At 46.4% G+C, this 26,060-nt stretch carries 23 protein-coding genes; 16 read left to right on the top strand and 7 right to left on the bottom strand.

Annotated features, from left to right (window positions below; all coding sequences use genetic code 11):
• Window positions 1-546: 546 nt before the first annotated feature.
• From AC4IE7_RS18265 to AC4IE7_RS18250, 4 genes are all read left to right on the top strand, one after another.
• Window positions 547-1,161, top strand: a complete 615-nt coding sequence (locus AC4IE7_RS18265; RefSeq protein ID WP_490778302.1) for a class I SAM-dependent methyltransferase — start codon at window positions 547-549, stop codon at window positions 1,159-1,161.
• A gap of 133 nt (window positions 1,162-1,294) precedes the next feature.
• Window positions 1,295-2,059, top strand: coding sequence for a nuclear transport factor 2 family protein (locus AC4IE7_RS18260; RefSeq protein ID WP_490778301.1), 765 nt, complete (start codon window positions 1,295-1,297; stop codon window positions 2,057-2,059).
• Window positions 2,060-2,390: 331 nt separating this feature from the next.
• Window positions 2,391-3,020: an HD domain-containing protein gene (locus tag AC4IE7_RS18255; protein ID WP_490778300.1), complete on the top strand. Its 630-nt coding sequence runs from the start codon at window positions 2,391-2,393 to the stop codon at window positions 3,018-3,020.
• A gap of 59 nt (window positions 3,021-3,079) precedes the next feature.
• The gene (locus tag AC4IE7_RS18250; RefSeq protein ID WP_490778299.1) at window positions 3,080-3,556 is read left to right on the top strand and encodes a hypothetical protein; all 477 of its coding nucleotides are present in this window, start codon (window positions 3,080-3,082) and stop codon (window positions 3,554-3,556) included.
• 335 nt (window positions 3,557-3,891) lie between these two features.
• On the opposite strand, the gene AC4IE7_RS18245 is transcribed toward AC4IE7_RS18250, so the two are convergent.
• The gene (locus AC4IE7_RS18245; RefSeq protein WP_490778298.1) at window positions 3,892-4,353 is read right to left on the bottom strand and encodes a hypothetical protein; all 462 of its coding nucleotides are present in this window, start codon (window positions 4,351-4,353) and stop codon (window positions 3,892-3,894) included.
• 422 nt (window positions 4,354-4,775) lie between these two features.
• Between AC4IE7_RS18245 and AC4IE7_RS18240 the strand changes: the two genes are divergently transcribed.
• The 6 genes from AC4IE7_RS18240 to AC4IE7_RS18215 all read left to right on the top strand — a co-directional run bounded on the left by AC4IE7_RS18240 (window position 4,776) and on the right by AC4IE7_RS18215 (window position 15,499).
• Window positions 4,776-5,966, top strand: coding sequence for a mechanosensitive ion channel family protein (locus tag AC4IE7_RS18240; RefSeq protein ID WP_490778297.1), 1,191 nt, complete (start codon window positions 4,776-4,778; stop codon window positions 5,964-5,966).
• A gap of 217 nt (window positions 5,967-6,183) precedes the next feature.
• Entirely contained in the window at window positions 6,184-6,465 is a 282-nt protein-coding gene (locus AC4IE7_RS18235) for a hypothetical protein (protein WP_490778296.1), read from the top strand.
• A 191-nt stretch (window positions 6,466-6,656) separates the two neighbouring features.
• Window positions 6,657-8,924 carry a patatin-like phospholipase family protein gene (locus tag AC4IE7_RS18230; RefSeq protein ID WP_490778295.1) on the top strand — a complete coding sequence of 756 codons (2,268 nt, stop codon included), beginning with the start codon at window positions 6,657-6,659 and terminating at the stop codon, window positions 8,922-8,924.
• A gap of 193 nt (window positions 8,925-9,117) precedes the next feature.
• On the top strand, window positions 9,118-11,760 hold the full coding sequence (locus AC4IE7_RS18225) for a LuxR C-terminal-related transcriptional regulator (protein ID WP_490778294.1): 2,643 nt from the start codon (window positions 9,118-9,120) through the stop codon (window positions 11,758-11,760).
• A 596-nt stretch (window positions 11,761-12,356) separates the two neighbouring features.
• Window positions 12,357-12,947 carry a rhodanese-like domain-containing protein gene (locus AC4IE7_RS18220; protein WP_490778293.1) on the top strand — a complete coding sequence of 197 codons (591 nt, stop codon included), beginning with the start codon at window positions 12,357-12,359 and terminating at the stop codon, window positions 12,945-12,947.
• Window positions 12,948-13,921: 974 nt separating this feature from the next.
• A complete protein-coding gene (locus AC4IE7_RS18215; protein ID WP_490778292.1) occupies window positions 13,922-15,499 on the top strand; it encodes a methyl-accepting chemotaxis protein in 1,578 nt (525 codons plus the stop codon).
• Window positions 15,500-15,661: 162 nt separating this feature from the next.
• Here AC4IE7_RS18215 and AC4IE7_RS18210 read toward each other — a convergent pair whose 3' ends face one another.
• Window positions 15,662-16,381 (bottom strand): spondin domain-containing protein, encoded by a 720-nt coding sequence (locus tag AC4IE7_RS18210; protein WP_490778291.1) that lies wholly within the window; start codon window positions 16,379-16,381, stop codon window positions 15,662-15,664.
• Between the two features lie 229 nt (window positions 16,382-16,610).
• Here AC4IE7_RS18210 and ribBA point away from each other — a divergent pair, with 229 nt between their 5' ends.
• The 3 genes from ribBA to nusB are packed head-to-tail and all read left to right on the top strand — an operon-like array spanning window position 16,611 to window position 18,698.
• Window positions 16,611-17,726, top strand: a complete 1,116-nt coding sequence (gene ribBA / locus AC4IE7_RS18205) for a bifunctional 3,4-dihydroxy-2-butanone-4-phosphate synthase/GTP cyclohydrolase II (protein ID WP_490778290.1) — start codon at window positions 16,611-16,613, stop codon at window positions 17,724-17,726.
• A gap of 43 nt (window positions 17,727-17,769) precedes the next feature.
• Window positions 17,770-18,240, top strand: coding sequence for a 6,7-dimethyl-8-ribityllumazine synthase (ribH, locus tag AC4IE7_RS18200; protein WP_490778289.1), 471 nt, complete (start codon window positions 17,770-17,772; stop codon window positions 18,238-18,240).
• The gene (nusB, locus tag AC4IE7_RS18195) at window positions 18,240-18,698 is read left to right on the top strand and encodes a transcription antitermination factor NusB (protein ID WP_490778288.1); all 459 of its coding nucleotides are present in this window, start codon (window positions 18,240-18,242) and stop codon (window positions 18,696-18,698) included. The genes ribH and nusB overlap by 1 nt, the downstream gene beginning before the upstream one ends.
• Before the next feature lie 91 nt (window positions 18,699-18,789).
• Here the strand turns inward: nusB and modC are convergent, their stop codons facing one another.
• The 4 genes from modC to AC4IE7_RS18175 form a co-directional block, all read right to left on the bottom strand.
• Complete coding sequence (gene modC, locus AC4IE7_RS18190) at window positions 18,790-19,863, bottom strand: molybdenum ABC transporter ATP-binding protein (protein ID WP_490778287.1); 1,074 nt, start codon at window positions 19,861-19,863, stop codon at window positions 18,790-18,792.
• Window positions 19,860-20,537: a molybdate ABC transporter permease subunit gene (gene modB, locus AC4IE7_RS18185; RefSeq protein ID WP_490778286.1), complete on the bottom strand. Its 678-nt coding sequence runs from the start codon at window positions 20,535-20,537 to the stop codon at window positions 19,860-19,862. The genes modC and modB overlap by 4 nt, the downstream gene beginning before the upstream one ends.
• A gap of 68 nt (window positions 20,538-20,605) precedes the next feature.
• Window positions 20,606-21,364, bottom strand: a complete 759-nt coding sequence (modA, locus tag AC4IE7_RS18180; protein ID WP_490778285.1) for a molybdate ABC transporter substrate-binding protein — start codon at window positions 21,362-21,364, stop codon at window positions 20,606-20,608.
• 29 nt (window positions 21,365-21,393) lie between these two features.
• Entirely contained in the window at window positions 21,394-22,197 is an 804-nt protein-coding gene (locus AC4IE7_RS18175; protein WP_490778284.1) for a TOBE domain-containing protein, read from the bottom strand.
• Between the two features lie 309 nt (window positions 22,198-22,506).
• Here AC4IE7_RS18175 and thiL point away from each other — a divergent pair, with 309 nt between their 5' ends.
• From thiL to AC4IE7_RS18160, 3 genes are read left to right on the top strand one after another with little or no spacing between them, the layout of a single operon-like run.
• Window positions 22,507-23,544, top strand: a complete 1,038-nt coding sequence (gene thiL, locus AC4IE7_RS18170) for a thiamine-phosphate kinase (protein ID WP_490778283.1) — start codon at window positions 22,507-22,509, stop codon at window positions 23,542-23,544.
• A 43-nt stretch (window positions 23,545-23,587) separates the two neighbouring features.
• Window positions 23,588-24,076, top strand: coding sequence for a phosphatidylglycerophosphatase A family protein (locus tag AC4IE7_RS18165; protein ID WP_490778282.1), 489 nt, complete (start codon window positions 23,588-23,590; stop codon window positions 24,074-24,076).
• Complete coding sequence (locus tag AC4IE7_RS18160) at window positions 24,077-24,721, top strand: retropepsin-like aspartic protease family protein (RefSeq protein WP_490778281.1); 645 nt, start codon at window positions 24,077-24,079, stop codon at window positions 24,719-24,721.
• 103 nt (window positions 24,722-24,824) lie between these two features.
• Here the strand turns inward: AC4IE7_RS18160 and folE2 are convergent, their stop codons facing one another.
• The gene (gene folE2 / locus AC4IE7_RS18155; RefSeq protein ID WP_490778280.1) at window positions 24,825-25,643 is read right to left on the bottom strand and encodes a GTP cyclohydrolase FolE2; all 819 of its coding nucleotides are present in this window, start codon (window positions 25,641-25,643) and stop codon (window positions 24,825-24,827) included.
• Window positions 25,644-26,060 lie beyond the last annotated feature (417 nt).

Below are 26,060 nucleotides of genomic sequence, written 5' to 3'. Positions count from 1 at the left end.
GAATCCACGCCACAGAGAAAGGCACGGCGTACGCAGCGGGAGACACAGTGGTAGTAGGGGGTTTCTTCCAGCAGAATCTGGACTTTCCTTGGTTTGGGCATCGTATCGCTCCTTGATAACGGATGGTAAAAGAAGATTGCCATACAGTGTGGTTTTTGGCAAATTAGGACTGGGTGTCCGGATTTCTGGGATTTCTGCATCTTCATTCATGTTGCTATATATAACTCAAGGAAACCCAATTGCTGGCGAACTGTTTGCTCAGCCAAATGAATACCTCGGGAAGGTTTCATGGGTTCCGAAATTACTAAGGGCAACGTATTTTGTACCGTGGCATTCTTCTCCTGATGAGATGTATCTACAAAGTTTTTCAATTAAAGTGTTGTTTTAGGTGTGTAGGCTTGAGGGAATCTGTGTTTTTATGTCAATCCTCGGGTTCTTTGCGGGAGCTTTTATTGTGGCTGGCAACCATGCCTTAAAATCGGGTCAATAACGCTCCCTTCGGTCGCTTTGACATCGCTGCTCGCTAGGCCATTTAACCAAAATATTATGCCTTTCAATAATCGCACCATGAACTTTAAAGCCTGGTTTAAGAGCAATACAGCCGATCGAGCCTTATTGCCGCTACGAAAGGAGTTGGTTGAGTTAATCAAACACAACTCAACCCTTCTCGAAGTCGGGTGCGGCACTGGTGATTTACTCTTTCAAGCTGCTTCGAAAATCAGTAGCGGACATGGTGTCGATATCGAGCAAGGGATGATCAAATATGCGGAATCGAAGAGGCAAAAGCTTAACCTGAACAACCTAAGCTTTGAGTGCATCGATGCACTCGCTATGGCGCCTCGGAAGTTTGATGTTTCAACAAGTACATTGTGCCTTCATGAAATGCCCGAGCAGCAAGCGTGCGCGTTGCTGAATATGATGGTTAATAATTCAGGAGTGGTTCTGGTCGCAGATTTCACCGCAGCAAAATCGACTCTAGGGCGGTTGAGCATTGAGTTTGATGAGATCCTTTCAGGTCATTACGGTAATTACAGGCAGTATCGTAGGAGCGGAGAGATTCTCTCTTACTCAGAGAAAATTGGCGCAAGAGTCCACAAGGAAATCAAGAGCGTTGTCGATGGTATTTCAATTTGGGTTGTCAGCAATAATGTAATGGTATAATAAGAACATAATGTCGCCACAACACTGCGCTGCTTTTTGCACCTTACTTAGGCATTATTGCGTAAATTACACTCAGTGTGGCGTCCGGCTTAGATGTGGCATTAGCTGTAGATGAATAACAGAGGAGCTACTTTTGACCGCTGAACGAAAAAAGAAGATCCATGCTTTGTTAAAAGGCATCGAGACCGGAGATCCTGCGTCAGTTACTGTAGTCAATCCGAATAAATATATTCAACACAATCCGCAGACCCATGAAGGGGGAGAAGGATTGGCAGCTTTGTTTAAAAGTCTGTCCAAAACATCACCGCGAGTAAATATCGTTCGTGTTTTTTCCGATGGTGATTTTGTGTTCGGGCATACTGAATATGACTTCAGCACTTCCCGAATTGGCTTTGAGGTGTTCCGCTTTGAAGGGGAGCAAACTGTAGAGCACTGGGATAATATTCAGTCGAGGATTGGCCCAAATCCATCCGGGCACTCTATGGTTGATGGTCCAACTGATGTACGTGATTTAGATAGGACGGAAGATAATCGCTCGCTGGTCAAAAGTTTCATTGAAACAGTTCTAATAGGTGGTCAAATTGATCAACTACCGAGCTTCATTTCCGAACCCTACACTGAGCATAGTCCTTACTTGCGTGATGGTTTGCCTGCTTTACGTCAGGCTCTGACCGCATGCAATGCGGAATCTGAACCTGCCATCTGCTACGAAAGAGTACATCGTACATTAGCAGAGGGTAATTTCGTTTTGTCAGTTTGTGAGGGCTACCGTGAAGGCGAGCACACATCGTTCTATGATCTTTTTAGACTCGAAGGCTCTATGATTGTCGAACATTGGGATACCACAGAAAAAGTAGCTCCCAAAAGCGAGTGGAAGAATGATAATGGGAAATTCTGAGCAAGTTCTTGACTATAAGAAAGGATTAATACCAATTTAATATATTTTGCTATTTAAAATACCCAAGGGAGGGCCTGGTAAGGATGAAATATCTGAATTGATTACTCTCGGTATCAAATAGACGAAGTCAATTACTGATGAGTATGTTGGAGATCCAGAGGAAAATACTCATTTTTTAGAAGATATAGCGCCAGAAGGGAAAAGGATTGTATTTTTATATTATATTTCTTGGTAAAAGAGTGAAGCTAGCCTGGTTACATTCGGTGTTGGTTGGTAATAAAATAGTTCAAGCTATCAGCATAAGAGAAGGCGATTCGCCAGCAATAGAAAGATGACTAAAGATAGGTGGGAAGCGCTAATGAGCGCAATGGGATTAGGGTCTTCAATAGATTGTTACGAATCACTCTATGCAGCCTATTCTGAGAAGCATCGGTTCTACCATACGCTCAATCATATTGAGGCAATGCTAGATCACTTTGATAGGGCAATTGATATTGCTGAGCGGCCTGCTGAACTGGAATTTGCAATTTGGTTCCATGATGCCATCTACAAAATACTATCTAAGACCAATGAACTAGATAGCGCTAAATGGGCACAAGAATTTCTCTTATCCATTGGTTATGATGAATTAGGTACAGAACGTATTTATAGCTTGATTATGGCCACTCAACATAACCGGGAAGTAAAAGGCTATGATGACAAACTGATTGTAGACATTGATCTTACTATTCTGGGAGCTTCCAAGGATGTCTATGATGAATTTGAGCGCAATGTGCGAAAAGAGTACAAGATAGTGCCTTTGCACATCTACCGAAAGAAAAGGATAGAAATACTTAAGTCTTTCTTGAATAATGTCAGTATTTACAATTTAGATTATTTCAAAGAAAAGTATGAGTGCGCTGCAAGGGATAATATTAAAAGAGCTATTGAAATGCTCCAAATCGAATCATTAGAGTTTTAAGTTGACGCCTGAAGGCACATTATTCGCGGACGAAATAAGAAATAACTATCGGAGTAATTATGGAAAATATGAGTTCATGGAAATTAATCAAACTTGGTTTCTGGATAGGAATAGGTTTTATTATACCTTCTATAGGTGTTTATATAATTGGCACTTATTTAGTTTATTCAAGTCCATTCTTATGGCAATCAACTGCTATGGAAGAAGGAATGGAGTCAGTGGAGCAATACATGGAGGAGTCCGATAAAACCTCTCAAATAGAAATAGTGGAATATCAGGAAAAAATACACCATGAACAACTATTGATACTTGGTGTTATTGAAAATATTGGCTCTACAAATATTAGTTCGATACGGCTTGAGGCGGAGTTGTTAGACGAAAGCAGAGTAATGGTATATGAATGTACTGAATATATCTCCAAGAGAATAAAGGGTGGTGCGAAGGAGAATTTTCAAATCAAATGTGGGTGTAGTGGACAACCAGTTCCAGAATATGCTTCAGTCTCTGTGAGAATAGTTGGTGCTAGTAGTTACTAAGAGCACCTCTATTAATTGCTTATGCGCTCTGGCTTTACGACTCGTTACGAATCAAGGTGTGCTGTTGAAGCCATGTTTATTGCCTGTCGAAAAAGCGCAGCACAGAGTCTGGAGGTGTCGTAAATCTCCGTAGAGTGTGACATGAAGCATGTAAACACGTTAGTTTCTTTGATGACCAAAAAACATTCTTTCACCACGGAATAAACTGGGTATACGAAAAATAGTAAAAAATAGTTCCGTGTTTTCTATGATTTCCTTGGTTAACAAATATGTTTTAATAATAAGGTTATTCTTCGTATTTAACAGTTATAACTATTGAAAATAGATATCTCTGTCTATTTTCGTTTGCTACCCTCATAGGGCAGTGCTTTGGTATGTTGCTTCCAAAGTATCTTCTTTATAAATTCTGACCATGCCTGCCAGCCATTAGCTTGAATTTCTGTGGTAGTCGACTTTAACTGATTACCTACCATAACTGCTTCAGGGATACGCTCACGGATAGCAAGAGCGACTTCCCGACAGAGTCCCGGTTCAGGTAGTACTGTTACCCAGACTACGTTGAGTTTCAGGTTGATGTCGGTAAAGACAATTTTTTCACCAAACTCCCTTACTACTGCTTCAAGCATGTTCTGTAGATGAACTAATTTTACGTCTGAGTAGTGTTTCAGTCCGGGAATCAGCATCATTAAATCCGCAAGAGAGGCTCCATTTTCCTGTTTATTTGGCGCACGTTGCCAAAGCGGGGCAGAGGGCTGCCAACGGGTGTGAGAGAGAGCAGTGGTTTTTTGTTTAGTCATAATGTAACAAAATTATCAATATACCGAACTATTCAATGTGTCACTAAAAACACATTTCGGGCCTTAATTCAATTTTCACATTCAATAAAGCATAGACCATCTCTCGGTATCCGATGTCTGTAGACGATAACTCAGGTAGTTATCTTGTAACTTACCGAAATACTTAGAATTTATTCCAAAATATGGGATTTAAGATCGCTAATAGTGTATCTTTGCTATAGAAGCGTAATTTGTAAGTGAATTTGTTTTGAATAAGACTCAGAAATAGTAGCTTACTCATTCACCAACTACCTTGACTGCCTGGGTTGGTCTGCAATATCTTGGTTAGATGGAGTTAGGATAGATAGCTGATATTTATTCATAGGCCTTGGAAAGGTAGGGAATGAACAAACCTGACAATTAACAACAGATAGATATAAATCATGGCTGAAGAAAATCCAGAAACTAAGATCACGACGTCTACAGAACCTGTTGAATCAGCATTGACGACAGGCATGGAGGATCTTGTAGAAAAGATTGACGTCCCTGAACAGCTTGAACCCATTGTTGCATTGTTTGGTAATCAACCCTGGGTCAAAGGCTTGCTGGTTCTGGTTGTATTTCTTATTCTGGCAAAACTCATTGAGTGGGTAGTAATACCGTTAATCAGGCGACTCACAGCTCGTACCTCCACACATATTGATGATCTAATAGTCATTCATATACGAACCCCGTTGTTTTGGACAATAGCGCTGATTGGTACCTTGGTTGCAGCTGCTGTCTCAGGTATTGCTGCAGAATTACGTAGTACCATGACTTCTTTAGTTATTTCGATACTTATATTTCTCTGGATGCTATTTGCCGTTCGTGCATCCAAGTTACTACTGTCTGCAACTAGTCAGCGCGCTAAGCAGAATGCGTTGGTCAGACCGCAAACTTTACCCTTATTTACTAATCTCGTAGCAATATCGATCATTGTTTTTGCTGTCTATTTTATCTTTCAATCATGGCATGTCGATATGACGGCCTGGCTGGCTTCAGCAGGTATCGCCGGTATCGCAATAGGTTTTGCCGCGAAAGATACATTGGCAAATCTCTTTTCAGGTGTATTTATAATGGCAGACTCACCCTACAAGATAGGTGACTATGTTGTACTTGATGATGGAGGCGGGCTACGCGGCAAGGTTACTCATATTGGTATACGGAGAACCCGACTGCTGACTAGGGATGATGTGGAAGTGACCATACCAAATTCCATTATGGGGAATTCAAAGGTAGTCAATGAATCAGGTGGACCCCATTTAAAATACCGCATCAGGGTTGCTGTTGGTGTGGCTTATGGATCAGATATTGATCAAGTTAGAGAGGTGTTGATGTCTGTTGCGATGGCATCTGATGCCGTCTGTTCTGATCCAGAAGCGAGAGTGCGTTTTCGTACCTTCGGTGCTTCCTCGCTCGATTTTGAGCTTCTATGCTGGGTCAACAATCCGGAACTTCGTGGTCAGGTATTAGATGCACTGAATACAGCTATCTATAAGCGTTTCCTCGAGGAGGGCATTGAAATACCATTCTCCAAGCAGGATCTATACATCAAAGAGTTTCCCAAGGCAGATGGGTCCAAGTCAGTAGTATAAACCTGAGTTATATATTGTAAAAAATAAAGTTTATTCAATAAGATACCAGTTGTGAATCTACTGTCGTTTGTTCTGAAAATTTTCCTTTCTGTACTATTTGATTTCGATGAATAGGGCACTTTTATTCATGGTTTTAACCATTCCCCCCGCATATGGAGCGGAGATGTCAGGACTTTCATATCCATACATTGCCTCGCCAGAGAGAGCGGACCATATAATGACCAATTTTCAGGCAGTTCAAAAAGGCCATAGTGAAGAGGCGGTTTTGAAGCTTCTCTTAACTCCAGACGAAGTGCATGAGCTTTACGAACCGCTGAAAAAAAATCCCAAGGCTATCGGAAAGACATATTGGTACATCATCAAGCGAATGCAAGCCGAAGGATCTCAGACTGACAAAGATGAAAGTGTTGTCAGGGTCTCTTTTGATCTTAGCGGTCGTGTCATAAGCGTGGATCATTGGGGCATCATGGCCGATTCAATGAGTGTTAACAGCCAATGAGTGATTGTATTGCCTGAGTTAAAACGCTTTCTGTCCTGTTTTCAGAACTCCTAAAAGTCTATCCTTGACCATGTTATCTCAGGATGTATGTCATAATATCTGCAAACAGTGGTCGATCACTTCTTGCAACTAGATGCAGCAGTATGGACTTTCAGCCTCGATTCTGTTGACAATAGGACATATCGAAGTTGATGAATATGAATTCGATGCGAAAAATCACAACAACAATCAATGTGTTTGTTGTTGCATTGAGGGTTTTGCCGCTTCTGGTTCTGCTGGCTATAACAGATCTGCTTTTGGCTGACACTGTTCGTCCCGATCAAGCATCGTCTGCTCCTCCAGTAATCGGCCTGGTCCTCAGTGGTGGTGGTGCCAGAGGTGCTTCACATATTGGCGTTCTCAAGGTCCTGGAAGAACTGCGTATCCCTGTCGATATCATTACCGGTACCAGCATGGGAGCGATTGTTGGTGGTATGTATGCCTATGGCTATTCGGTCGATGAGATTGAGAAGCTGCTTGTTGAGACCGATTGGGAGTCATCGTTTCAAGATGAGCCACCAAGACAAAATCGCAGTTTCCGCCGAAAGCAGGACGATTATGAGTTCCTGATTAAACAGGAAGCAGGGCTCAAGGACGGGAGCCTCGCCATCCCCAAGGGGTTGCTACAGGGGCAGCAGCTTAGACTGAGGCTTAAATCACTGACCCTGCTGGCACCTAATGATTTCGATTCATTACCAATCAGGTTTCGCGCTGTTGGTGCAGATATAGAAACCGGTGAAGCGGTCACTCTGGGGGGTGGAAGTCTCTCAACTGCAATGCTTGCAAGTATGGCCATTCCCGGCGTTTTTGCGCCGGTAGAGTGGGATGGACGGCTACTGGTTGATGGAGGGTTCGCCAACAATCTGCCTGTTCAGCAGGCCCGTGATCTCGGTGCGGATATTCTGATTGTGGTTGATCTCAGCACTGAGCCGCAAGATCGGAAAGGTCTTTCATCACCGCTCAGCATACTCAATCAGATCATGGGGTTTACCATTTTACGAAATACGGCTGAGCAGCTTGATAAACTCACCTCTGATGACATTCTTATACAGCCGGATCTCGGCAGCCACTCCTCAACCGATTTTTACCGGGCACCAGAGATGATCAGCAGCGGTGTTGCAGCAGCAAATCTCATGACCCAACGGTTGAGTCGGCTCTCGGTCACAGAATCTGAATATAGCGATTACCTGGCGGCGACACGGCAAAGGGAATCATCATCGCCTGTCATCGACAAGGTAACCGTCGATAACCAGTCGCCACTGAGTACAGATGTCATCAAATCCAATATTAGTGCTGAGCCTGGGGAGACGCTCGATATATCGATCCTGGAGAGGGAGATACATCATCTCTATGGGATGAATATCTTTGAGCGGGTTGATTACAATCTACTACAAGAGGATGGGCAGAATGAGTTGAGCCTCAGGGCAACAGAGAAGGAGTGGGGGCCCCACTATTTGCGATTCGGTCTGAAGATGGAGACCAATTTTGAGGGGTCCGGTATTTTTAATCTGGCCTCAAGTCACACCATGACACCTATCAACAGCATGGGTGGTGAGTGGCGCTCTGAAATACAGATCGGCCATGATCAGCGACTCACAACAGAGTTGTACCAACCGATCGACAATAGCCTCAGATACTACGTTCGTACCTTGCTCGGCTATTACGAAACGCACTCTGGTGTGTTTGAGTCCGGGCGTCAGGTGGCTGATCTGAATGTGAGTTACTCAAACTTTCTTCTGGCTGGTGGACGTCAATTTGGAAACTGGGGGCAGCTTGAGATTGGCGCTTACGCGGGATCTGGTGATGTAAGCCCATACATCGGTGCTCTCTCTACCCCTTCGCAAGATGTTAAGTTCGGTACTTGGGTGGTGACTTTTACCTACGATCAACTGGATAGTGTCAATTTTCCCCGTAAGGGTTTGTTGGCCAATATCTCCTGGTCAGCCAGCAGAGATGAGCTTGGGGCGAAAGATGAATATGATTCATTCAATATAAACGGACTTTGGGCGAGTACCTGGGATAAGAATACCATCATGCTTTGGGGCGGTGTGGCCGGTGTGACCAATACCGATGAGCCTGTCGATAACGCATTCTCCATCGGTGGACTCTTCAACCTCTCAGGCTATCGCGAATCAGAACTTGCCGGGCGTTACGCCGGACTTATGCGCATAGTCTATTTGCGGGAAATTGGCGAAAGCCGCTCAGTACTTAAAGTGCCTGTCTATGCGGGTTTCTCTCTAGAAGCAGGCAATGTGTGGAATGATCGGGACGATATTCATTTCGATTCACTGTTACTGGCTGGCAGCATCACGCTGTCAGTCGATTCGCCTCTTGGGCCGATCTATCTAGGTCGAGGGTATGCTGAAGGTGGTCGTACAGAGAACTACTTCTATCTGGGCCGAACTTTTTCATTTTTTTAAGCTGCGCCATAGATCGTTATCTCCTGGTTAGCAACAGCACGGTCAATAGTATTCGTCGTTAACAAAGGTACAGTCGTCATGGTTTCAGTTTCTTTCGAATCTCTCGACTTTCTGAAATCAGGCGTTTATGCTTCTTCGTGCTCGATGAGATGAGTGTGCATTGGAGAGTACTGGCAGGTTGTGCAAGAAAGATATGACAATAGATCCAGTCCCCGATTCCGTTCTATCTTCGAAAACTATTCTGCCTGAGAGTGGTCAGGTCTTTTCCCGTCCAGCCTTGTTCACTAAATTGCGTCAACTCTCCTCTTCGCCTCGAAAGGTGTGGATTAGCTCTCCTGGCGGGGCAGGCAAAACGACCTTGGTACGGGAATTTTTGAGCAACGATCCTCGACCGATCATCTGGTATCGAATCGACCATAGTGACCAGGATCCCGCCAATCTTTTCATCTGCCTGGCGCAGTTAGTACAGAAGGCTACATCAGACACCCAGGTACTACCCCCCCTCATGCCTGAATATATGCTCAACATAGGGGTCTACTGCCGGAATTTCTTCCGCGCCCTTTTTGCGAAATTCGAGGCGGGTTGCGTGTTGGTTTTCGACGATCTTCAGGATGGACCGGGCGAGTCACTGTTTGGGACGGTACTCTCTTCGGTTTTTTCTGAGCTACCTGAGCACTCATCCTTCTTCATGCTGAGCCGGGAAGAGCCATACCCGCAGTTTGCCAGGCAACGTATCCATCGGTCTTTGGCGTACTTGGGTTGGGATGATCTAAGTCTCTCTTTCGAGGAGACCCAGCAATTCCTCACTTGGTCGACAGGGAAAGAGCCGCTGCCTCAGGTCCTGGATCGAGCCTACGAGATAACTCATGGTTGGATGGCTGGATTACTGCTATTTCTCGATAGTCATGAGGCAACATCTTTCCCGCAGGAATTCTCCTTTGATCGGGTTGATCTGTTGTTTGACTACTTTGCCAGTGAGATCTTTGCCCGACTTTCCGCTGGAGTTCAGCGCTTTCTTCTTACCTGTGGTTTTCTTCCGACAGTCGAGGTCTCTATGGCTGAAGCACTTACAGCGCGAGCAGACGCAGGCGATATTCTACGTAAGCTAGCGCGGGAGAATCACTTTACTTTTCGTATTTCCACGATCCCAGAAGTCTACTCATTTCATCCGCTATTCCGGCAGTTTCTGCTATCTCGGGCTAATCAATGTATTGATACGCAACAGCGGATTGAGATTCGTGAACGGAGCGCAAGTTTGCTGCTAGATGAGGGACAGGTTGAAGCAGCTTCTGATCTTTTGATCCAGACTCAGGCATGGCCGATGTTGATCGAACTGATCACTGTAGAGGCAGAGACGCTCTTGAAGCAAGGGCGATTGCTTACTCTGTTTCAATGGCTGGATGCCATACCCCAGCCACTGAGATGCAGTGACCCCTGGCTCTCATACTGGTTTGGCAGCTGCCTGTTGGCTAAAGCTCCCTTGGATGCCCAAACGGAATTCATTAAGGCATTTGAGCTGTTTGAACAACGAGGGGATACCCCCGGTAGTATGCAGGCCTGGGTGATGGCGGTGAACGCAATTATCACCGGCTGGAATGATTTTGGTGAACTTGACCAATGGATAACGCATTTCAGTCGTCTCCAGGCATCACACGTCGACTACCCATCGCCGGAGATCGAGGCATTGATGGTTCAGGGCAGTTGCCGGGCTCTCATGTGGCGACAGCCGGCTAATCCGGATTTGCCTAGGTTGGCAGGGCGCTTATATCAACTGGTAACCACCAGTAGTGATAGCCGGTTTCGCCTATTAGCAGGTAGCAACCTGGCCTTTTATCACATCATTTTTGGCGAGACCGCAACATCTCTTGCCTTGGTGGGGCTTCTCAATAGTGATCTGGACTCGGCAGAGGTGACGCCGCTTGATAAATTGACATGGCTTGCCACTCGAGCCGTCCTTGAAACTGTATTGCTGGATAGTCAGGGGTGTCTGGCTACGATTGAGTTAGCTCGGTCATTGATTGCTGAGAGTGGAGTACATGCTATGGATCTGCGTCTCTTCTCCCAGGGCATCAGCATAGGGCTGACCACCGGGGATCTGGTACTGGTACAGCAACTGTTTGATGAACTGCCTACGGTATCGATCAATGCAGCCCTTGATCACTCGTACTCCTGCCATCTGTTGGCAGATTTCAACATGCTGCAGGGTGATGCAACTGCAGCGATCGCTTTAGCTGAACTGGCACTTAGCCGGGCAAAGGATGGTGGCAGTGCCATACATATTTCCATCAGTCTGGCTGGGCTGATTCTACCCCTTTACTATGATGGACAGATCGAACGAACTGCCATGCTACTGGAAGAGGGTATGCGTCATTCTCAAAGCATGAGCTACTTTAGTGCTATTTTTCATCTTCTGGCTGCATTTTTTGCTCTGGAGCATAGGGAAGAGAGTGAGGCGCTGGATCTGTTGCGTATCGGTTTCGGTATAGCGTCACGACATGGCTATCTCAACTTTCATCCCTGGCGTGATGAAATTATGATCAGGCTCTGTCGCGAAGCAGTTTCTGCCGGTATTCATGTTGACTATGTCAATCGCTTGGCCAGCTGCCACAAGCTCGATATCACTCAGTCAGAAATGCCGAATCTGACAACAAAAGAGATTGAAGTCCTGAAATGGGTCGAACAGGGGAAGACTACTTGGGAGATAGCCAGGATACAGGAGATCAGTGAACGGACGGTTAAATTCCACGTAGGTAACGTGTTGGGCAAGCTTGGGGTAAAGAGTCGCTTCCAGGCAGTAGCCGTTGCCGTCAAGCTTGGTATTTTAAACCAGGATTAGAAAAAATATTCTTTAGGGCACGGACTGAAGCATGCATCTGCTGCGCTGTGATGCTTGAGAATGGAACAACCATTCTGCTTCGGCTCACACCTTGCATCTACACGCTTCAGGGCACGCAGAGGGCATAAGCGATTAATAGAGGTGCCCTTGAATCAGAATTTAGATCCTAAGGTATTGCAATGGTCACTACGCTTTACGTCTGATTCCTTTGCCTATCTCCCATAAAAAATGTGAACCAGTTGTCTTGAATTAGCCAATACCTGTTCCTTGGTACAGGTGTGCGGCATGTCCTATTCAGGCAGGGTAACGGCGTTTCATTTTTTATGAAGGCAACCAATGTTATGCACTCGTTGGATTGAAGAAGCTGGTTGAAATAATTTATGACAACAAGCAATTAAAGGAAGTAGAACGCGGTATGGATGATATTAAGAGAAGAAGATATGAGTTACGAGTATCTAATTCGTTTCTGCCTATCGTTATATCTGTCTGCGGTCAAAAAATTCAGGGAATGTGCTGAACCTTAACCACTCATTGTAGATGTTTACTCATAGACTTTGATGGTCTACATGATAATAGTTTTATTTGGAGTTATACCTGTGAAAAAGTGCTTATCCAGTATCATCGTGGCTACGATTTTATCGCTCACACTCGTTACAAATTCTACAGCGGAGACTAGCAGCAAACTGCCGACAAAAAAGCAGACTGAGTTGGGGCTCTACCTTACTGCGAAAGACGCCTATCAGATGAAATCTGAAAACCCTGATGTTTTATTGGTGGATGTGCGTAGCCGTGCAGAGATAGCCTTCCTGGGTATGCCGCAGATATCCGATGCCAACATTCCATATATGATGGCGGAAGATTGGGAAAGCTGGGATGAGAAAAAGAAAAACTTCAAGATGGCTCCAAATAGTGGCTTTCTGCTCTCCATGGAAGAGTTGATCAATGCTAAAGGCGCATCAAAAGAGACAAAAATCATTGTACTATGTCGTTCCGGCAGCCGTAGCGCCAAAGCGGCCAATCTACTCGCGAAGAGTGGTTATAAAAATGTTTTCAGCGTTGTTGACGGCTTTGAGGGTGATAAGGCTAAAAGCGGTGAATTGAAAGGTCAGCGTGTTGTGAATGGCTGGAAAAACAGTGGTCTGCCATGGAGCTATAAGCTCGATAAAGACAAGATGTTCAATCTTTAATTCGGTCGCAGTATAGCTTTGCTGACCCAGTTATGGGTAAGCCTTGAAACTTAGATGTTCAAGGCTTACCTGGTTTGCCACAATACCAATAATCCGTTGTCTGACGGATCTTGATATTCCAATAACCCACCCCCCGCCAGGCGGCGATGGTAAAAGTTGCGATTGCGATACTTTCTGCCTGCTTCAGTATGTATAGATCCCTTATGCCGGGCTAGCTTAAAGCAGTCTGCCAATGCCCGGCAGATCCCAGCTGAGAACCCTGTAGCATCAAAACACAAATTAGTTGTGTTGATGGACATAATAAATCATGAACAGGCTGAGATAGCCTTGTCAGTGATGATCCGGCGTATATGTTTTATCGTCAAAAATAGATTCTAGTAACTGATTTAAAGTTTTTTTAGCGCCGGTGTTTGGTGGCTAACTCCACTGTAGTAATTTATTTGGGCCATGTTAATAATTACCTGTTTAATTAATCATTAAAAATATTTCTTCAGATAAATTAAAGTAATAAAAATCCATGACGATAATTTATTCAGATACGATATAAATTATCTTATCGATACGCAAATTAGCGACTATATAGACATAGATTAAAATAACTCTTAAGGAATGAGATATGCGACATAATCCTGTTCGGTGGAAGATATGATTTCTGGTAAATCATAGGTTTGCAATCTGCTCAAAGCATCACAACAGCACTTGAATAATTCAGTAGAGCATTCACAATTACAGTGATTAATTTATCGTTTCATCGTATACGATAACACCTGCAGTCAGTAGATCGAGTGGCCGCCCATGGCAGGGTAATCATTAAAATATAACAGTGAATATTATATTTATTTAGAGGGACTGCTATGGAAACCATACTCAATACAATATCAGTTAAATCAAAAATATTCGGAAACGCAATTATCCTTATGATTATGATGATATTCGCTTCCATTTATACGGCGTATTCGTTAAATCAGATCGGCATGGAACTCGATGGAATCGCACAGTACGATATTCCACTGACAGAGAATATTACTAAAATTACTGAGTTCTACTTGGTTCAGGCTAATTATCTCGAGCGCTCTCTACGCTATGGGGCACTGCTTGAGCAGGATGCTCACGCATCAGAGTATCTGAATCAGAGCATAGAATCATTCAGATTGCTTAGTAATGGAATTGCAGAGAGTATCTCTGAAGGTGAGCGATTGATAGAAGAGGCTCTATTGACTTCTCTTAACCAAAAAACAAAAGATGAATTTGAACATGTTGGTGAAGTGTTGAAAAAAATACAAATAGAACATGTAAGTTTCGAAAAACATACTGATCAGATATTTCAATCTCTCCTCCAAGGAGAGAGAGATCAAGCCGAACAGGTTGCGGAAAAGATTGAGATTGAAGAGGAGCAACTAAAGACCGAGCTCAGTAGTATCCTACACGAGATTGAGGGGTTTACTGAAGATGCTGTAATTAAAGCAGATGAACATGAACATGCCACATTCAATGTGACTATAGTATTGACACTATCAGCAGTTGTTATCGGTAGTCTAATAAGTTGGAGTGTCTCGCAGAATATTGTTAAGCGTCTAAAAGAGGCATCCCATGGACTTAAAGTTATTGCTTCCGGAGACCTTACTCAAACGATCGTCGTTTCTGGAAGGGATGAGATCAGCAATATGCAAAAGTCGTTACAAGGGATGCTTGGACGATTGAAAATGATGATATCAAATATACAGTCCACAACCATTCAGCTGACTACAGCAGCAGAAGAGGTTTCAGTGGTGACGACTCAGACAAGTGCAAACATACAACAACAGCAGTCTGAAACCGATCAGATTGCGACAGCAATGAATGAAATGGCCTCCACTGTACAAGATGTGGCAATGAATGTTAGCAATACATCCAATGCGACTAGAGAGGCAAATGTTGAAACTGAGAGTAGCCGGGAAATCGTAGGTGATGCGGTAAAAGGGATTCAACAACTGGCCGATCAACTAGAGAGTGGTGCTGAAGTCATTACACAGGTAGAGAAGGATAGTGAAGTAATCAATACAGTACTCGAAGTGATCAAAGGCATAGCTGAACAGACTAATCTTTTAGCCTTAAACGCTGCAATCGAGGCGGCCCGAGCAGGAGAGCAGGGGCGTGGATTTGCTGTAGTGGCTGATGAAGTGCGAACCTTGGCAGGAAGAACGCAAGAATCCACTACAGAGATCAATCAAATCATTGAAAAATTACAATCAGGCTCGAAAAATGCTGTGCAATCAATGAACCTAAGTCGAGAGAATGCCAAAACTGTTGTCAACAAAGCGACGATGGCTGGGAACTCGTTAACGACCATTGCTAAATCTGCATCAAACATTGATCAAATGAGCAGCCAGATAGCTACAGCAGCTGAGGAGCAAAGCGCGGTAGCGGAAGAGATGAACCGAAGCATTGTTCGAATTAATGACATGACGACGCAAAATGCAACTGCTGCCAAGCAGACTGAACTTGCAGGTCGCGAATTGGCGCAAATGGCTACAAAACTGCAGGGGATTGTAGATGAATTTAAGTTAAGTTGAGTTAAGGACATAAGCAATTAATAGTTGCGCCCTTAATTCTGCCTATTAGTCATTTAGTTCTGAAAGAGCATGTTGTGGTTGCTAAGTTCCACGGTTGAACTGAGTCAACTCAACCGTGGTATAGCTTAGTGATGTGGTTTTTCGTGTAACCTGATTAGGCGCCTAATCATCATCAGCTACATGAATTACCACCTTAGCCACAGGGCCCTGCCAAGTGTGAACCCGAGTGTCCAGGTCACTGTTCCCTCCAAATGGGTCGTTATCACCGATATTGCCTCGGTGTAGGTGTACTGTCTGGTTGTGATCCAGCCCGGCAGTGGCTATTGCGCCACTCCCTGCATTCATACCAGGATCAGCGGGTACGCCTGGGGTATTAGGGGCACCGCCACCATTGATAATTTCATCGTTGGCTTCTGTACCCGCATCATAACCATGTAGATAGTAGGTGTATGTGCCTTTCCTTTTGGGAATTCTTACGCTGTCCAGACCGACAAAGCCATCGTTTGTGGGCAGCATCATTCCCACAATCGAAAGGAAGCGCTTGTTGCCTCGATAGCTGTCAAATTCAGCAACGGCAGTTGCACCAGGTGCGAGCAGTCCACCTGCGGGGTTGTTCACATACTCGTTACCCTCGATCTCCAGGTCAGCTATCAACCCACTGGTATCACCACCCTCGGCCATTGCCTGGAGATGAGCAGATGCGGGTTCACTCAGTTCAAACAGATCACTGTTTCGGCCATGTTTTGCCACCAGTAAAGGTGTGAAATAGATGGCATTGGTCAAATTGGTGATCTCCACGCTAAGGTTCCGATCGCTTGCGGGGGCATTTGCAGCATATATAAGGCTGGTGGAGATCAGTAGGGTAGTCAGTCTCTTTTTCATGATGTTTCTCCTTGGGTTAAAAATAACGCAGGCCGATTATTCGGGTGATTTCTGAATGCTTTGCAGGGGCCTGTGCTGTAGTGAGGAGTCTGCGCTGTGCGTCTCCCGGCAGCGTCACGAATTAATCACGAAAAGGTCACATCACCCGGGGTAGTATTGCTTGGTGCTCTGATGGGCTACCTCTGATAGAATAATCGGTTCACTTTGAACAAAACCCATAGAAGTTTCCATGGCGCTAAACACCACAGAAGAAATTATTGAAGACCTGAAGCAGGGCAAGATGGTCATCATCATGGATGATGAGGATCGGGAAAATGAAGGCGATCTGATCATGGCCGCTGAAGCCGTGACCCCGGATGCCATCAATTTCATGGCTCGATTTGGCAGGGGTTTGATCTGTCTGACCCTAACCAAGGAGCACTGCAGTCAATTGCGTCTGCCATTGATGGTTACCACCGACGATGAGCTCTCCGCGACCAACTTTACTGTCTCCATCGAGGCGGCGGATGGTGTCACTACAGGCATATCCGCTGCGGATCGTTCCACCACGGTACTCGCGGCAGTGGCACCGGATGCAAAACCTCAGGATCTGATTCAACCCGGTCACATCTTCCCCCTGATGGCACAGCCTGGGGGGGTTTTGGTTCGAGCTGGTCATACCGAAGCAGGTTGTGATCTGGCGCGACTTGCCGGACTCTCTCCATCCTCGGTGATTGTGGAGATCTTAAATGAAGATGGCACCATGGCGCGCCGCTCCGATCTGGAGAAATTCGCCGTGGAACATGATCTTAAGATTGGAACCATCGCTGATCTTATCCAGTATCGTGTGCAAAACGAGACCACTGTAGAGCGGGTGAGTGAGTGTAATTTTCCCACAGAATTTGGTGATTTTCGCCTCGTCGCCTATCAGGATATGGTGGACAATGAGCTCCATCTGGCTTTGGTGAAGGGACGCCCTAGTGCAGATCGCCCCACCTTGGTTCGGGTTCACATGCAAAATAGCCTATGCGACCTTTTTGAGGCAAAGTTTAGCGAATGCGGCTGGCCTCTGCGCAGCGCTATGAGCTTGATTGGCAAGGAGCAAGAGGGGGTAATCGTTGTTCTGCGAAATCACGACACCCCGCGGGAGATCGTACAGCGAATGATGGATCTTCAAGCCAAAAGCAGTGGCCATCAGAAGTTCTTCAAGAAGGACAACAGCAAGGAGCTGAGGACTTATGGTGTCGGGGCACAGATTCTATCGGATCTGGGGGTCAGAAAGATGCGGGTGCTGAGTGCTCCAAAAAGTATTCACGCCCTGTCTGGGTTCGATATGGAAGTCACGGAGTATGTGGAAGCAGAATAGCTTTCCACTGGAATTCAATATTTGATTTATCAGGGTTAACAGAATGACGATAAAGACGATCGAAGGGGCTATGACTGTCGACAATGCGCGCTTTTGCCTGGTGGCGGCACGCTTTAACAGTTTTGTGGTTGAAAGTCTGTTGGATGGGGCTATTGATACCCTCAAGCGGCACGGGGCAAATGAAGATGACCTTACTTTGGTTCGTCTTCCTGGTGCTTTCGAGATGCCTGTTGCTCTGGAAAAACTCGCTGCGAGTGGGAAATATGATGCCATTATCGCACTTGGCGCGGTGATTCGTGGTGGCACACCCCATTTTGATTATGTCGCTGGAGAGTGTGTCAAAGGCATGGCTCAAGTCAGTCTAAAGCATGGCGTACCTATCGCATTTGGTGTTCTGACTGTCGACACCATCGAGCAGGCGATTGAAAGAGCGGGCACCAAAGCTGGCAATAAGGGTGCTGAAGCCACACTTTCAGCCATCGAGATGGTTAACCTTTTGCGTCAGATCGATTGATGAGCCAAAAACGAAGCCAGGCTAGAAAGCACGCGGTACAGGCCATCTACCAATGGCAGATGGCTGGTCAGGATGTTTCCGACATTGCCAATCAATTTCTTGAAGAGCAGGATCTGTCGAGCTTCGAGTTTCCCTATTTTCAAGATCTGTTGCAGGGTGTCCCCAAACATATTGGGCAGTTGGATGAGCTGCTTAAACCCTCCCTAGACCGGGCCATAGAGAGTGTTGACCCTGTTGAGCGTGCAATACTCAGAATCGGTGCTTATGAGCTGCAACACAAAATAGAAGTACCCTACCGGGTGGTGATTAACGAAGCAGTGGAGATGGCCAAGGTGTTCGGTGCTGAACAGGGCCACAAGTTTGTTAATGGTGTACTTGATCAGGTGGCGAAAAAGGTTCGTTCGGTTGAAATAGCTGGCAAAGGTAAAGCTAAAGCAAAAACTAAAGCCAGAGACTAATTCTTAGCGATTTCAGACCCAAAATTATGAGTCTCCAAATGTATGACGCACCACACTAGTATGACGCACCACACTAGTATGACGCACCACACTAGGAGAGCAGAGCAACGCTCTTTACCTGCGCATAGAGCAACATATCTTCATGGATTCCCATCCCCATGGCTGATCGACGAGTAATACGTGATAGCAGGGTTTGTCCATCTTCCAATTCCAGCCGTACCAGCATTTGAGTCTGGTTGATATCATGCGTATCAATCACCCGGGCTGGCAGAATATTGAGGATGCTGGAGTCCGAATGGGCGTGCAGTGAGAGACTCACATCGCGGGCCTGAATCTGTACCCTGGCATGCCTGCCAACGGGTAAATCCTCTCGTGGTACAACGACCCTGTTACCCTGCAAAGATATCCAGGTCAGGTGATAGCTGTTGTCATGGGAACTGACGGTTCCCTCAAGCAATGCTGAGGCATCATCATACCCGGATAGGGGGAGATCGAGCCGGGTCAGTAGTTGGGCGGCATCACCCTCTGCAATTACTTTGCCTTGCTCCAATAACACCATTCGGTCAGCCAGTCGGGCGACTTCATTGGGGTCGTGAGAGACATAGAGTGAGGGGATGCCGAACTCATCGTGCAGGCTCTCAAGATAGGGCAGGATAATCTGTTTGGCACCATGGTCGAGTGCTGAGAGGGGCTCATCCATCAAAAGCAGCCGAGGGCTCGTCAGCAGGGCACGGGCGATTGCAACCCGCTGACGTTCTCCACCTGATAACTTGTGAGTCTCTCTCTTGAGTAGTGCGGCAATTCCAAGCAATTCAACCACATCATGAAAAGGAATTTGCCGCTCCTTTTCTGCCACACGACGCAGCCCATATTCGAGATTTCGGCGAACCGAAAGGTGGGGGAAAAGACTCGCCTCCTGAAACACATATCCCAGGGCTCTTCGATGGGTTGGCACAAAACAGCTCTGATCCTGCCATACCTCATCGTTGATGCGTACCAGACCTTTAGCTGGACGTTCCAGGCCGGCAATGGCTCTGAGTACACTGGTCTTTCCGGAACCTGAAGATCCAAACAGGGCAGTGACGCCTTGAGCTGGTGCATTAAAAGAGACGTCCAGACTGAACTCACCAAGGCTGTTCTCTATTTGAACTTCAATACCACTCATAACTGATGATTCCTGGTATAGCGGCCATTGAGCAGATATAGGGTCATCAGAACCAGGAAAGAGAAGCCGAGCATGCCTGCGGCAAGCATGTGGGCCTGTCCATATTCCAGGGATTCCACATGATCATAGATCGCTACAGAGAGTACTTTGGTTTCACCAGGGATGTTGCCGCCAATCATCAATACCACGCCGAATTCCCCCACGGTATGTGCAAAGCAGAGAACTGCCGCAGTAAGAAATCCGGGACGGGCCAGAGGTATCACTACAGTGAGGAAACGATCCCATGGTGAAGCGCGTAGGGTAGAGGCTACTTCCATGGGGCGGGGGCCAAGGGCTTCAAAGGCATTTTGCAGAGGCTGTACCACAAAGGGCATGGAGTAGAGCACTGAGGCAAGCACAAGGCCTTCGAATGTGAAGGGCAGGGTGCCTATTCCCAGGGCCTGGGTCAGCTGCCCCACAGGTCCATCGGGAGCCAACATAATGAGCAGGTAGAAGCCGAGTACCGTAGGCGGAAGCACCAATGGCAGGGCGACAACTGCGGCCAGCGCCTGTTTGTACCAGGCATGGGTTTTTGCCAGCCACCAGGCGATAGGTGTGCCAATGATCAGCAACAATAGTGTTGTGGTGCCAGCTAACTTAAGGGTCAGCCAGACCGGTTGCCAGTCGAATGCCATAGTCTGCTCCAGTAGTTATACCTCGGAAGATAGAGGTGGGATCAAAACCCACCACCTGGTGATGGATTTCACTCTACTCCGTAGCCAAACTCATTGATCACTTTGCGTGCCTCATCACTTTTAAGAAACGCAAGGAAGTCGGTGGCGGCTGGGTTGGATTCTCCTTTTTTCAACAAAACCGCTGCCTGATCTATCGCTCTATAGTAGTTTGATGGAATCTCCCATAATGTACCGCGTTTTCCCTTCCAGGCCTTGATCTGAGCTAAGGCGATGAAGCCGGCATCGGCATTGCCGGTTGCTGCAAACTGAAAGGTTTGAGAGATAGAGTCGCCCTTCACCAGTTTAGGTCGAATATTATCTAGAACACCAAGCTGCTGCATCACCTGCTCCGCAGCCTGACCATAGGGTGCAGTTTTTGGATTGGCCAGGGCCAGATGTTTGAACGCCTCGTGTTTCAGGAAAGTCTCGCCCTCCTTGAACAGATCTTGTTTGATACTCCAGAGCACCAATTTACCTTTCGCATAGACAAAGTGGCTGCCTGCAACCGCGAGCCCCGCTTTTTCCGCCATTATCGGTCTCTTGGTATCCGCTGCCAGGAAGAGTTCGAAAGGGGCGCCATGCTCAATCTGTGAATAGAGTTTACCTGTTGAGCCATAACTGACTTTGGTTGTGTGTCCAGACTGCTTTTCGAATAGTTTGACAATCATGCGGGTGGCATCGGTGAAATTGGCCGCAACTGCAATCTTCACCTCTTCAGCAACCACTTGGGTAGCAAATAGGGGTATACCAATTAAGGTGGCTTGCAGGAGAGATTTAAAAAGTTTCACGATAGATACTCCATATCATGGTTGTAAAATCAGTGGACACCGAGGATGACGTGTGAGGCTTTTACCAAAGCGCAAACCTCACTGCCTTGCTCAAGGTGCATCGCTTTGGCACTCTCTTCTGTGATTATGGCGGTAAGGGTTTTGTCGCCATCCAGTGATATCAGGGCTTCACTATTCACAGGGCCATGGCGTAGCTCACAAACACTACCGCAGAGACGATTTCTGGCACTGCTCGCAAAGCACGCATCTGCTGGCACCAGAATAATGAATGAGGCTTTGATCAATGCGTAGGCTTCACTCCCCAGGCTGAGGCCGAGCTGTTCCACAGATTCGCGGGTAACCATAGCAATCAAGCGATCTTTCTCATTGATCGACAGAGTGACTTCACTATTAATGGGGCCTGCACTGATGGCCTCTACTCTCCCTTGAAACTGGTTTCTTGCGCTGGTACGCATGGTAAGTTTCCTGATGTTTTGCTGTAATTTCCCGAAGTCATCCAGTTTTTGGCTGAGCCCATCAGTAAAGTGCTGATACTCAGCAAGCAATACTTTGAATCCATTAATCAGCTGGTGACCCTCATCGGTTAATCGGGTACCACCACCGTGACTGCCACCTGGTTGTTTAGCGACGAGTGGGCTATCCCAGAGATTGTTCATCTCATTCAGGGCGTCCCAGGCTGAGCGATAACTGATCTTCAACACTTTAGCTGCTGCAGAGATCGACCCCTGATTGTCGATAGTCTCCAGAAGTTCGATGCGTTTGGCAGTAATAGTGCCTCCGAGGTCACTGCTGAGGCGTAAATCTCCAGCTATGTAGGTATGTCGTCTGCTCATCTATGCCAGCTTATTGGGATTCCTGAGAAAGCGTTATTCCGATATGCAGAATCATTGCATAACGTTAGTCAGTAACAATATCAACTTGTAGTGCAGTTCGTGTGCCAAAAAAATAATTATATAAAATACAACGTGTTAAGTTATTTTGATGGATTTGATTAATGTGGCTTTTTCGACAATTGTCGGTTTTACCTCAGTCGAAATGAATTCTGCCGAGCTATTCAGCTCACGGGATATCTTGTGCACGTTGGGCACTACAGTTCGTCTTGTTCAAATTTATTCGTATTTAGCTTGTAGCGCAGTATCAAGATGGCCAAGGTCAACATGGAAAGTTACACTGCAAATTATAGAAGACAACTGCCGACTGACTTGATGAAGATTGTTCGAGAAACCACTGAATTCGCACTGATAAATCGCTATTTCAAGAAACTCACCAATTCGAGGGAGGATGTGGTGCTTGGAATTGGTGATGATGCAGCCCTGCTGGAAGTACCCGATGGTATGTCCCTGGCGGTGAGCATGGATACCCTGGTATCAGGAATACACTTTTTTGAGCAGGTCGCTCCTGAGTCCCTTGGGCATAAAGCATTGGCTGTTAATCTCAGCGATCTGGCGGCCATGGGAGCCGATCCGGCCTGGGTGACACTCTCTTTGACCTTGCCTGAGGTGGATGAGACTTGGGTGTATGAGTTTTGTCGGGGATTTGCCGGATTGGCCAACCAATACGGTGTCCAACTGATTGGTGGCGATACCACCAGAGGGCCACTTAGTATTTCTGTGCAGGTGCATGGGTTTGTACCTCAACACCTCGCCATGAGGAGAGGCGGCGCAAGGGTGGGGGATGATATCTACGTGACTGGAACCTTGGGAGATGCCGCATTTGCATTGAAACAGCTTAAGCAATCGAAATCGCCTTCAGCATTGGCGCCACTGGAGCGATTGGAGCGACCACAACCGAGAGTTGAAGCTGGACTTGCATTGCGGCACTTAGCCCATAGCGCCATTGATCTTTCAGATGGCCTTTTGGCGGATCTTGGGCATATTCTCTCATTGAGTGGTGTTGGCGCTACTTTGCAGCTGGAGACAATACCCCTCTCAGCGGAAGTGGCTTCAGCAATGGGTTTGCATCGGGATTGGTCTTTAATCGTAGCGGGAGGAGATGACTACGAACTCTGTGTTACCCTGCCTGCATCCGATAGGGAAGAGGTGGCCGAGATCGCCAGTGGATTAGGCCTGTTCATAACCCGTATAGGACAGATAGAAAAACAACAGGGATTACGTTGTCGGGACAGTAATGGTGATCACTGGTCACCTGCTCACCTGGGTTTTGACCACTTCTCGTCATAATTCCAGATTCCGCAAATCCATGTTCAACTAAGATTCTGGGATAATGGAAGCTGATCAAGATACATCTCGACCGGATATGAAAAATCCGATACATGTTCTGGCATTTGGTTTTGGCACGGGTATGCTGCCAAAAGCCCCTGGAACCTATGGCACCCTTGTAGGAATACCGGCCTATCTATTGATACAGCCTCTGCCTCTGATCTACTACATTGCTCTTGTGAGCTTGGCGTTTGTCCTGGGTATCTGGTTATGCGAAGTGACCTCCCGGGATCTGGGGGTTCATGACCATGGCGGGATCGTCTGGGACGAGATTGTCGGCTATCTGGTTACAATGACTTTTGCACCTGAGGGGTGGCTCTGGATATTGGTGGGTTTTCTGCTATTTCGCTTTTTCGATATTGTGAAACCCTGGCCTATAGGATGGATTGATAAAAGAGTCGGGGGCGGTTTCGGTATTATGGTGGATGATTTGGTTGCGGGTCTGTTTGCTGCCGGGTCTCTTGTTCTGCTGAATCAATGGGAGTGGTTCTGAATGCTATACCGTCTATTACTGTTGCTCCTGCTCTCCTTAACCACATCGCAAGTTTATGCGGTTGAGAAGATCGTGGTTGAGGCGTTGTTTGCTGATAAGGCCATGGTCAGTCTGGATGGAACCAGACGACTGTTGAAACTCAATAAGCCTTCTCCGGAAGGGGTGCTGTTGATCTCAGCAACAAGTAAAGAGGCGGTGATTGAGATTAATGGCAAGCGTGATAAATATCTCCTGGGTGGACACATCACGACTCAGTTCAAACAGCCACAACAGCAGACGGCCAAAGTCTGGCGTGATCAGGCAGGGGCCTATACCACAGTCGGTACCATCAATGGATTGACAGTGAAATTTCTCGTCGACACCGGTGCGACCGCTGTTGCCTTGAATACCTCCCAGGCAAAAAGACTGGGGGTTCCTTACCGAATTGAGGGTAAGCGTATCTATGTGAATACTGCAAATGGAGTTACTACGGGATATCAGGTGGTGCTGGATCGGGTGCAGGTAGGGAATATCACTCTCAACCAGGTGAGTGGAATGGTTGTCGAGGGTAGTGGGCCTGGTCGTGTATTATTGGGTATGAGCTTTCTTAATCGGGTGAAAATGAAAGATCAGGGGGAAGTTCTGCTGCTTGAGACGCGCTTCTGAGCGCACTTTTTTCTGCTTGATGAGGTTATTAGACAGCAGGCTGTTACTTTAGCCCAGACCTGTTTCTGGGCTTCTCTAAATCAATCTGTACCAGCGTAATCTATCAGGCCGGATCAGTCAGCTTGTCTCTTTCAATCAGTGCATAGGCAGAGTGGTTGTGAATCGATTCGAAATTTTCCGATTCAATGACATAGGCACTGATACGATCTTCGCGGTTAAATTGAACTGCAATGTCCCGCACCATATCCTCAACAAATTTCGGATTATCGTAGGCCGTTTCGGTGACAAATTTCTCGTCAGGTCGTTTAAGTAGGCCGAACAGTTCGCAGGAGGCCTGCTCCTCTACCATGTCGATGATCTCTTCTATCCAGATGAAACCACTGGTTCTTGCCAGCACAGTGACATGGGAGCGCTGATTATGTGCGCCACGGTCAGAAATCTTTTTTGAACATGGGCACAAGCTGGTAACTGGGACCACAACCTTTATTTCGATGATCGGTGTGCCGTCATGGATTTCACCAATCAAAGTAACGTTGTAATCGAGCAGGCTTTTTACACCGGAGATCGGCGCAGTCTTATTGATGAAGAACGGAAAGTTCATCTCAACATGGCCCGACTTGGCTTCCAGGCGTTCGGTCATCTCAGCCAGCATATCTTTGAAAGATTCGACTGTGATCTCTGTTTCATGGCTGTTCAAAATCTCCACAAACCTGGACATGTGAGTGCCCTTGAAATTGTGGGGAAGATTGACGTACATATTGAAATTGGCAATGGTGTGCTGCTCACCCTCACTCCGGTCCCGGATGCGCATAGGGTGGCGGATATCCTTGATACCTACCTTGTTAATGGCAATTTGGCGAGTGTCGGCGGTATTCTGAACATCTTCGATCTGAGTGCCATTAAGTGGTGTTTTGTCGAGCATGTCGGTGTTTTCCTGTCCTACCCTATGGGCTATGGACCGCTAGTCAAATAGGTTCGTTCCAAGGTTATCCGTACAGATTATCTGGGACAACAGAAAGAACGCCGGGTATTTATACCCCGCACTCAATCAGTTATTGGATCACCCGTGTCTATTGGATAGACATAAAACGTTCGGGTCGAACAGCAAATTATCTCCAGAATATATAGGCTGAGTCAATTGTCAGGTGGCTAAATGAGTGTTTTGATCCATTAAAATTATTGGGGATTGGGTGTCAGTACTATTGGGTCAGTAGCGAATGGCACTTACTTAAGGGGATTTGTTACGTAGAACGAGAATTTTCTGAGGTAACCAAGCTATTTTGGTGGGGCAGGGCCCCACCCTACGCCCTGAATTGAACGGTAGGGTGGGGCCCTGCCC

The sequence above is a fragment of the Candidatus Thiodiazotropha sp. AKAK3 genome, from assembly GCF_058244645.1.
Note: the sequence above shows the minus strand (reverse complement) of the source record. Positions and strands in the feature narration are given on the sequence as shown.

Bases quoted from the DNA above. Each gene is read 5' to 3' on its own strand.
- AC4IE7_RS18265 (WP_490778302.1), top strand. From the start codon at position 547: ATGCCTTTCAATAATCGCACCATGAACTTTAAAGCCTGGTTTAAGAGC.
- AC4IE7_RS18255 (WP_490778300.1), top strand. From the start codon at position 2,391: ATGACTAAAGATAGGTGGGAAGCGCTAATGAGCGCAATGGGATTAGGG.
- AC4IE7_RS18250 (WP_490778299.1), top strand. From the start codon at position 3,080: ATGGAAAATATGAGTTCATGGAAATTAATCAAACTTGGTTTCTGGATA.
- AC4IE7_RS18245 (WP_490778298.1), bottom strand. From the start codon at position 4,353: ATGACTAAACAAAAAACCACTGCTCTCTCTCACACCCGTTGGCAGCCC.
- AC4IE7_RS18240 (WP_490778297.1), top strand. From the start codon at position 4,776: ATGGCTGAAGAAAATCCAGAAACTAAGATCACGACGTCTACAGAACCT.
- AC4IE7_RS18235 (WP_490778296.1), top strand. From the start codon at position 6,184: ATGACCAATTTTCAGGCAGTTCAAAAAGGCCATAGTGAAGAGGCGGTT.
- AC4IE7_RS18230 (WP_490778295.1), top strand. From the start codon at position 6,657: ATGAATATGAATTCGATGCGAAAAATCACAACAACAATCAATGTGTTT.
- AC4IE7_RS18225 (WP_490778294.1), top strand. From the start codon at position 9,118: ATGACAATAGATCCAGTCCCCGATTCCGTTCTATCTTCGAAAACTATT.
- AC4IE7_RS18215 (WP_490778292.1), top strand. From the start codon at position 13,922: ATGGAACTCGATGGAATCGCACAGTACGATATTCCACTGACAGAGAAT.
- AC4IE7_RS18210 (WP_490778291.1), bottom strand. From the start codon at position 16,381: ATGAAAAAGAGACTGACTACCCTACTGATCTCCACCAGCCTTATATAT.
- ribBA (WP_490778290.1), top strand. From the start codon at position 16,611: ATGGCGCTAAACACCACAGAAGAAATTATTGAAGACCTGAAGCAGGGC.
- ribH (WP_490778289.1), top strand. From the start codon at position 17,770: ATGACGATAAAGACGATCGAAGGGGCTATGACTGTCGACAATGCGCGC.
- nusB (WP_490778288.1), top strand. From the start codon at position 18,240: ATGAGCCAAAAACGAAGCCAGGCTAGAAAGCACGCGGTACAGGCCATC.
- modC (WP_490778287.1), bottom strand. From the start codon at position 19,863: ATGAGTGGTATTGAAGTTCAAATAGAGAACAGCCTTGGTGAGTTCAGT.
- modB (WP_490778286.1), bottom strand. From the start codon at position 20,537: ATGGCATTCGACTGGCAACCGGTCTGGCTGACCCTTAAGTTAGCTGGC.
- AC4IE7_RS18175 (WP_490778284.1), bottom strand. From the start codon at position 22,197: ATGAGCAGACGACATACCTACATAGCTGGAGATTTACGCCTCAGCAGT.
- thiL (WP_490778283.1), top strand. From the start codon at position 22,507: ATGGCCAAGGTCAACATGGAAAGTTACACTGCAAATTATAGAAGACAA.
- AC4IE7_RS18165 (WP_490778282.1), top strand. From the start codon at position 23,588: ATGGAAGCTGATCAAGATACATCTCGACCGGATATGAAAAATCCGATA.
- AC4IE7_RS18160 (WP_490778281.1), top strand. From the start codon at position 24,077: ATGCTATACCGTCTATTACTGTTGCTCCTGCTCTCCTTAACCACATCG.
- folE2 (WP_490778280.1), bottom strand. From the start codon at position 25,643: ATGCTCGACAAAACACCACTTAATGGCACTCAGATCGAAGATGTTCAG.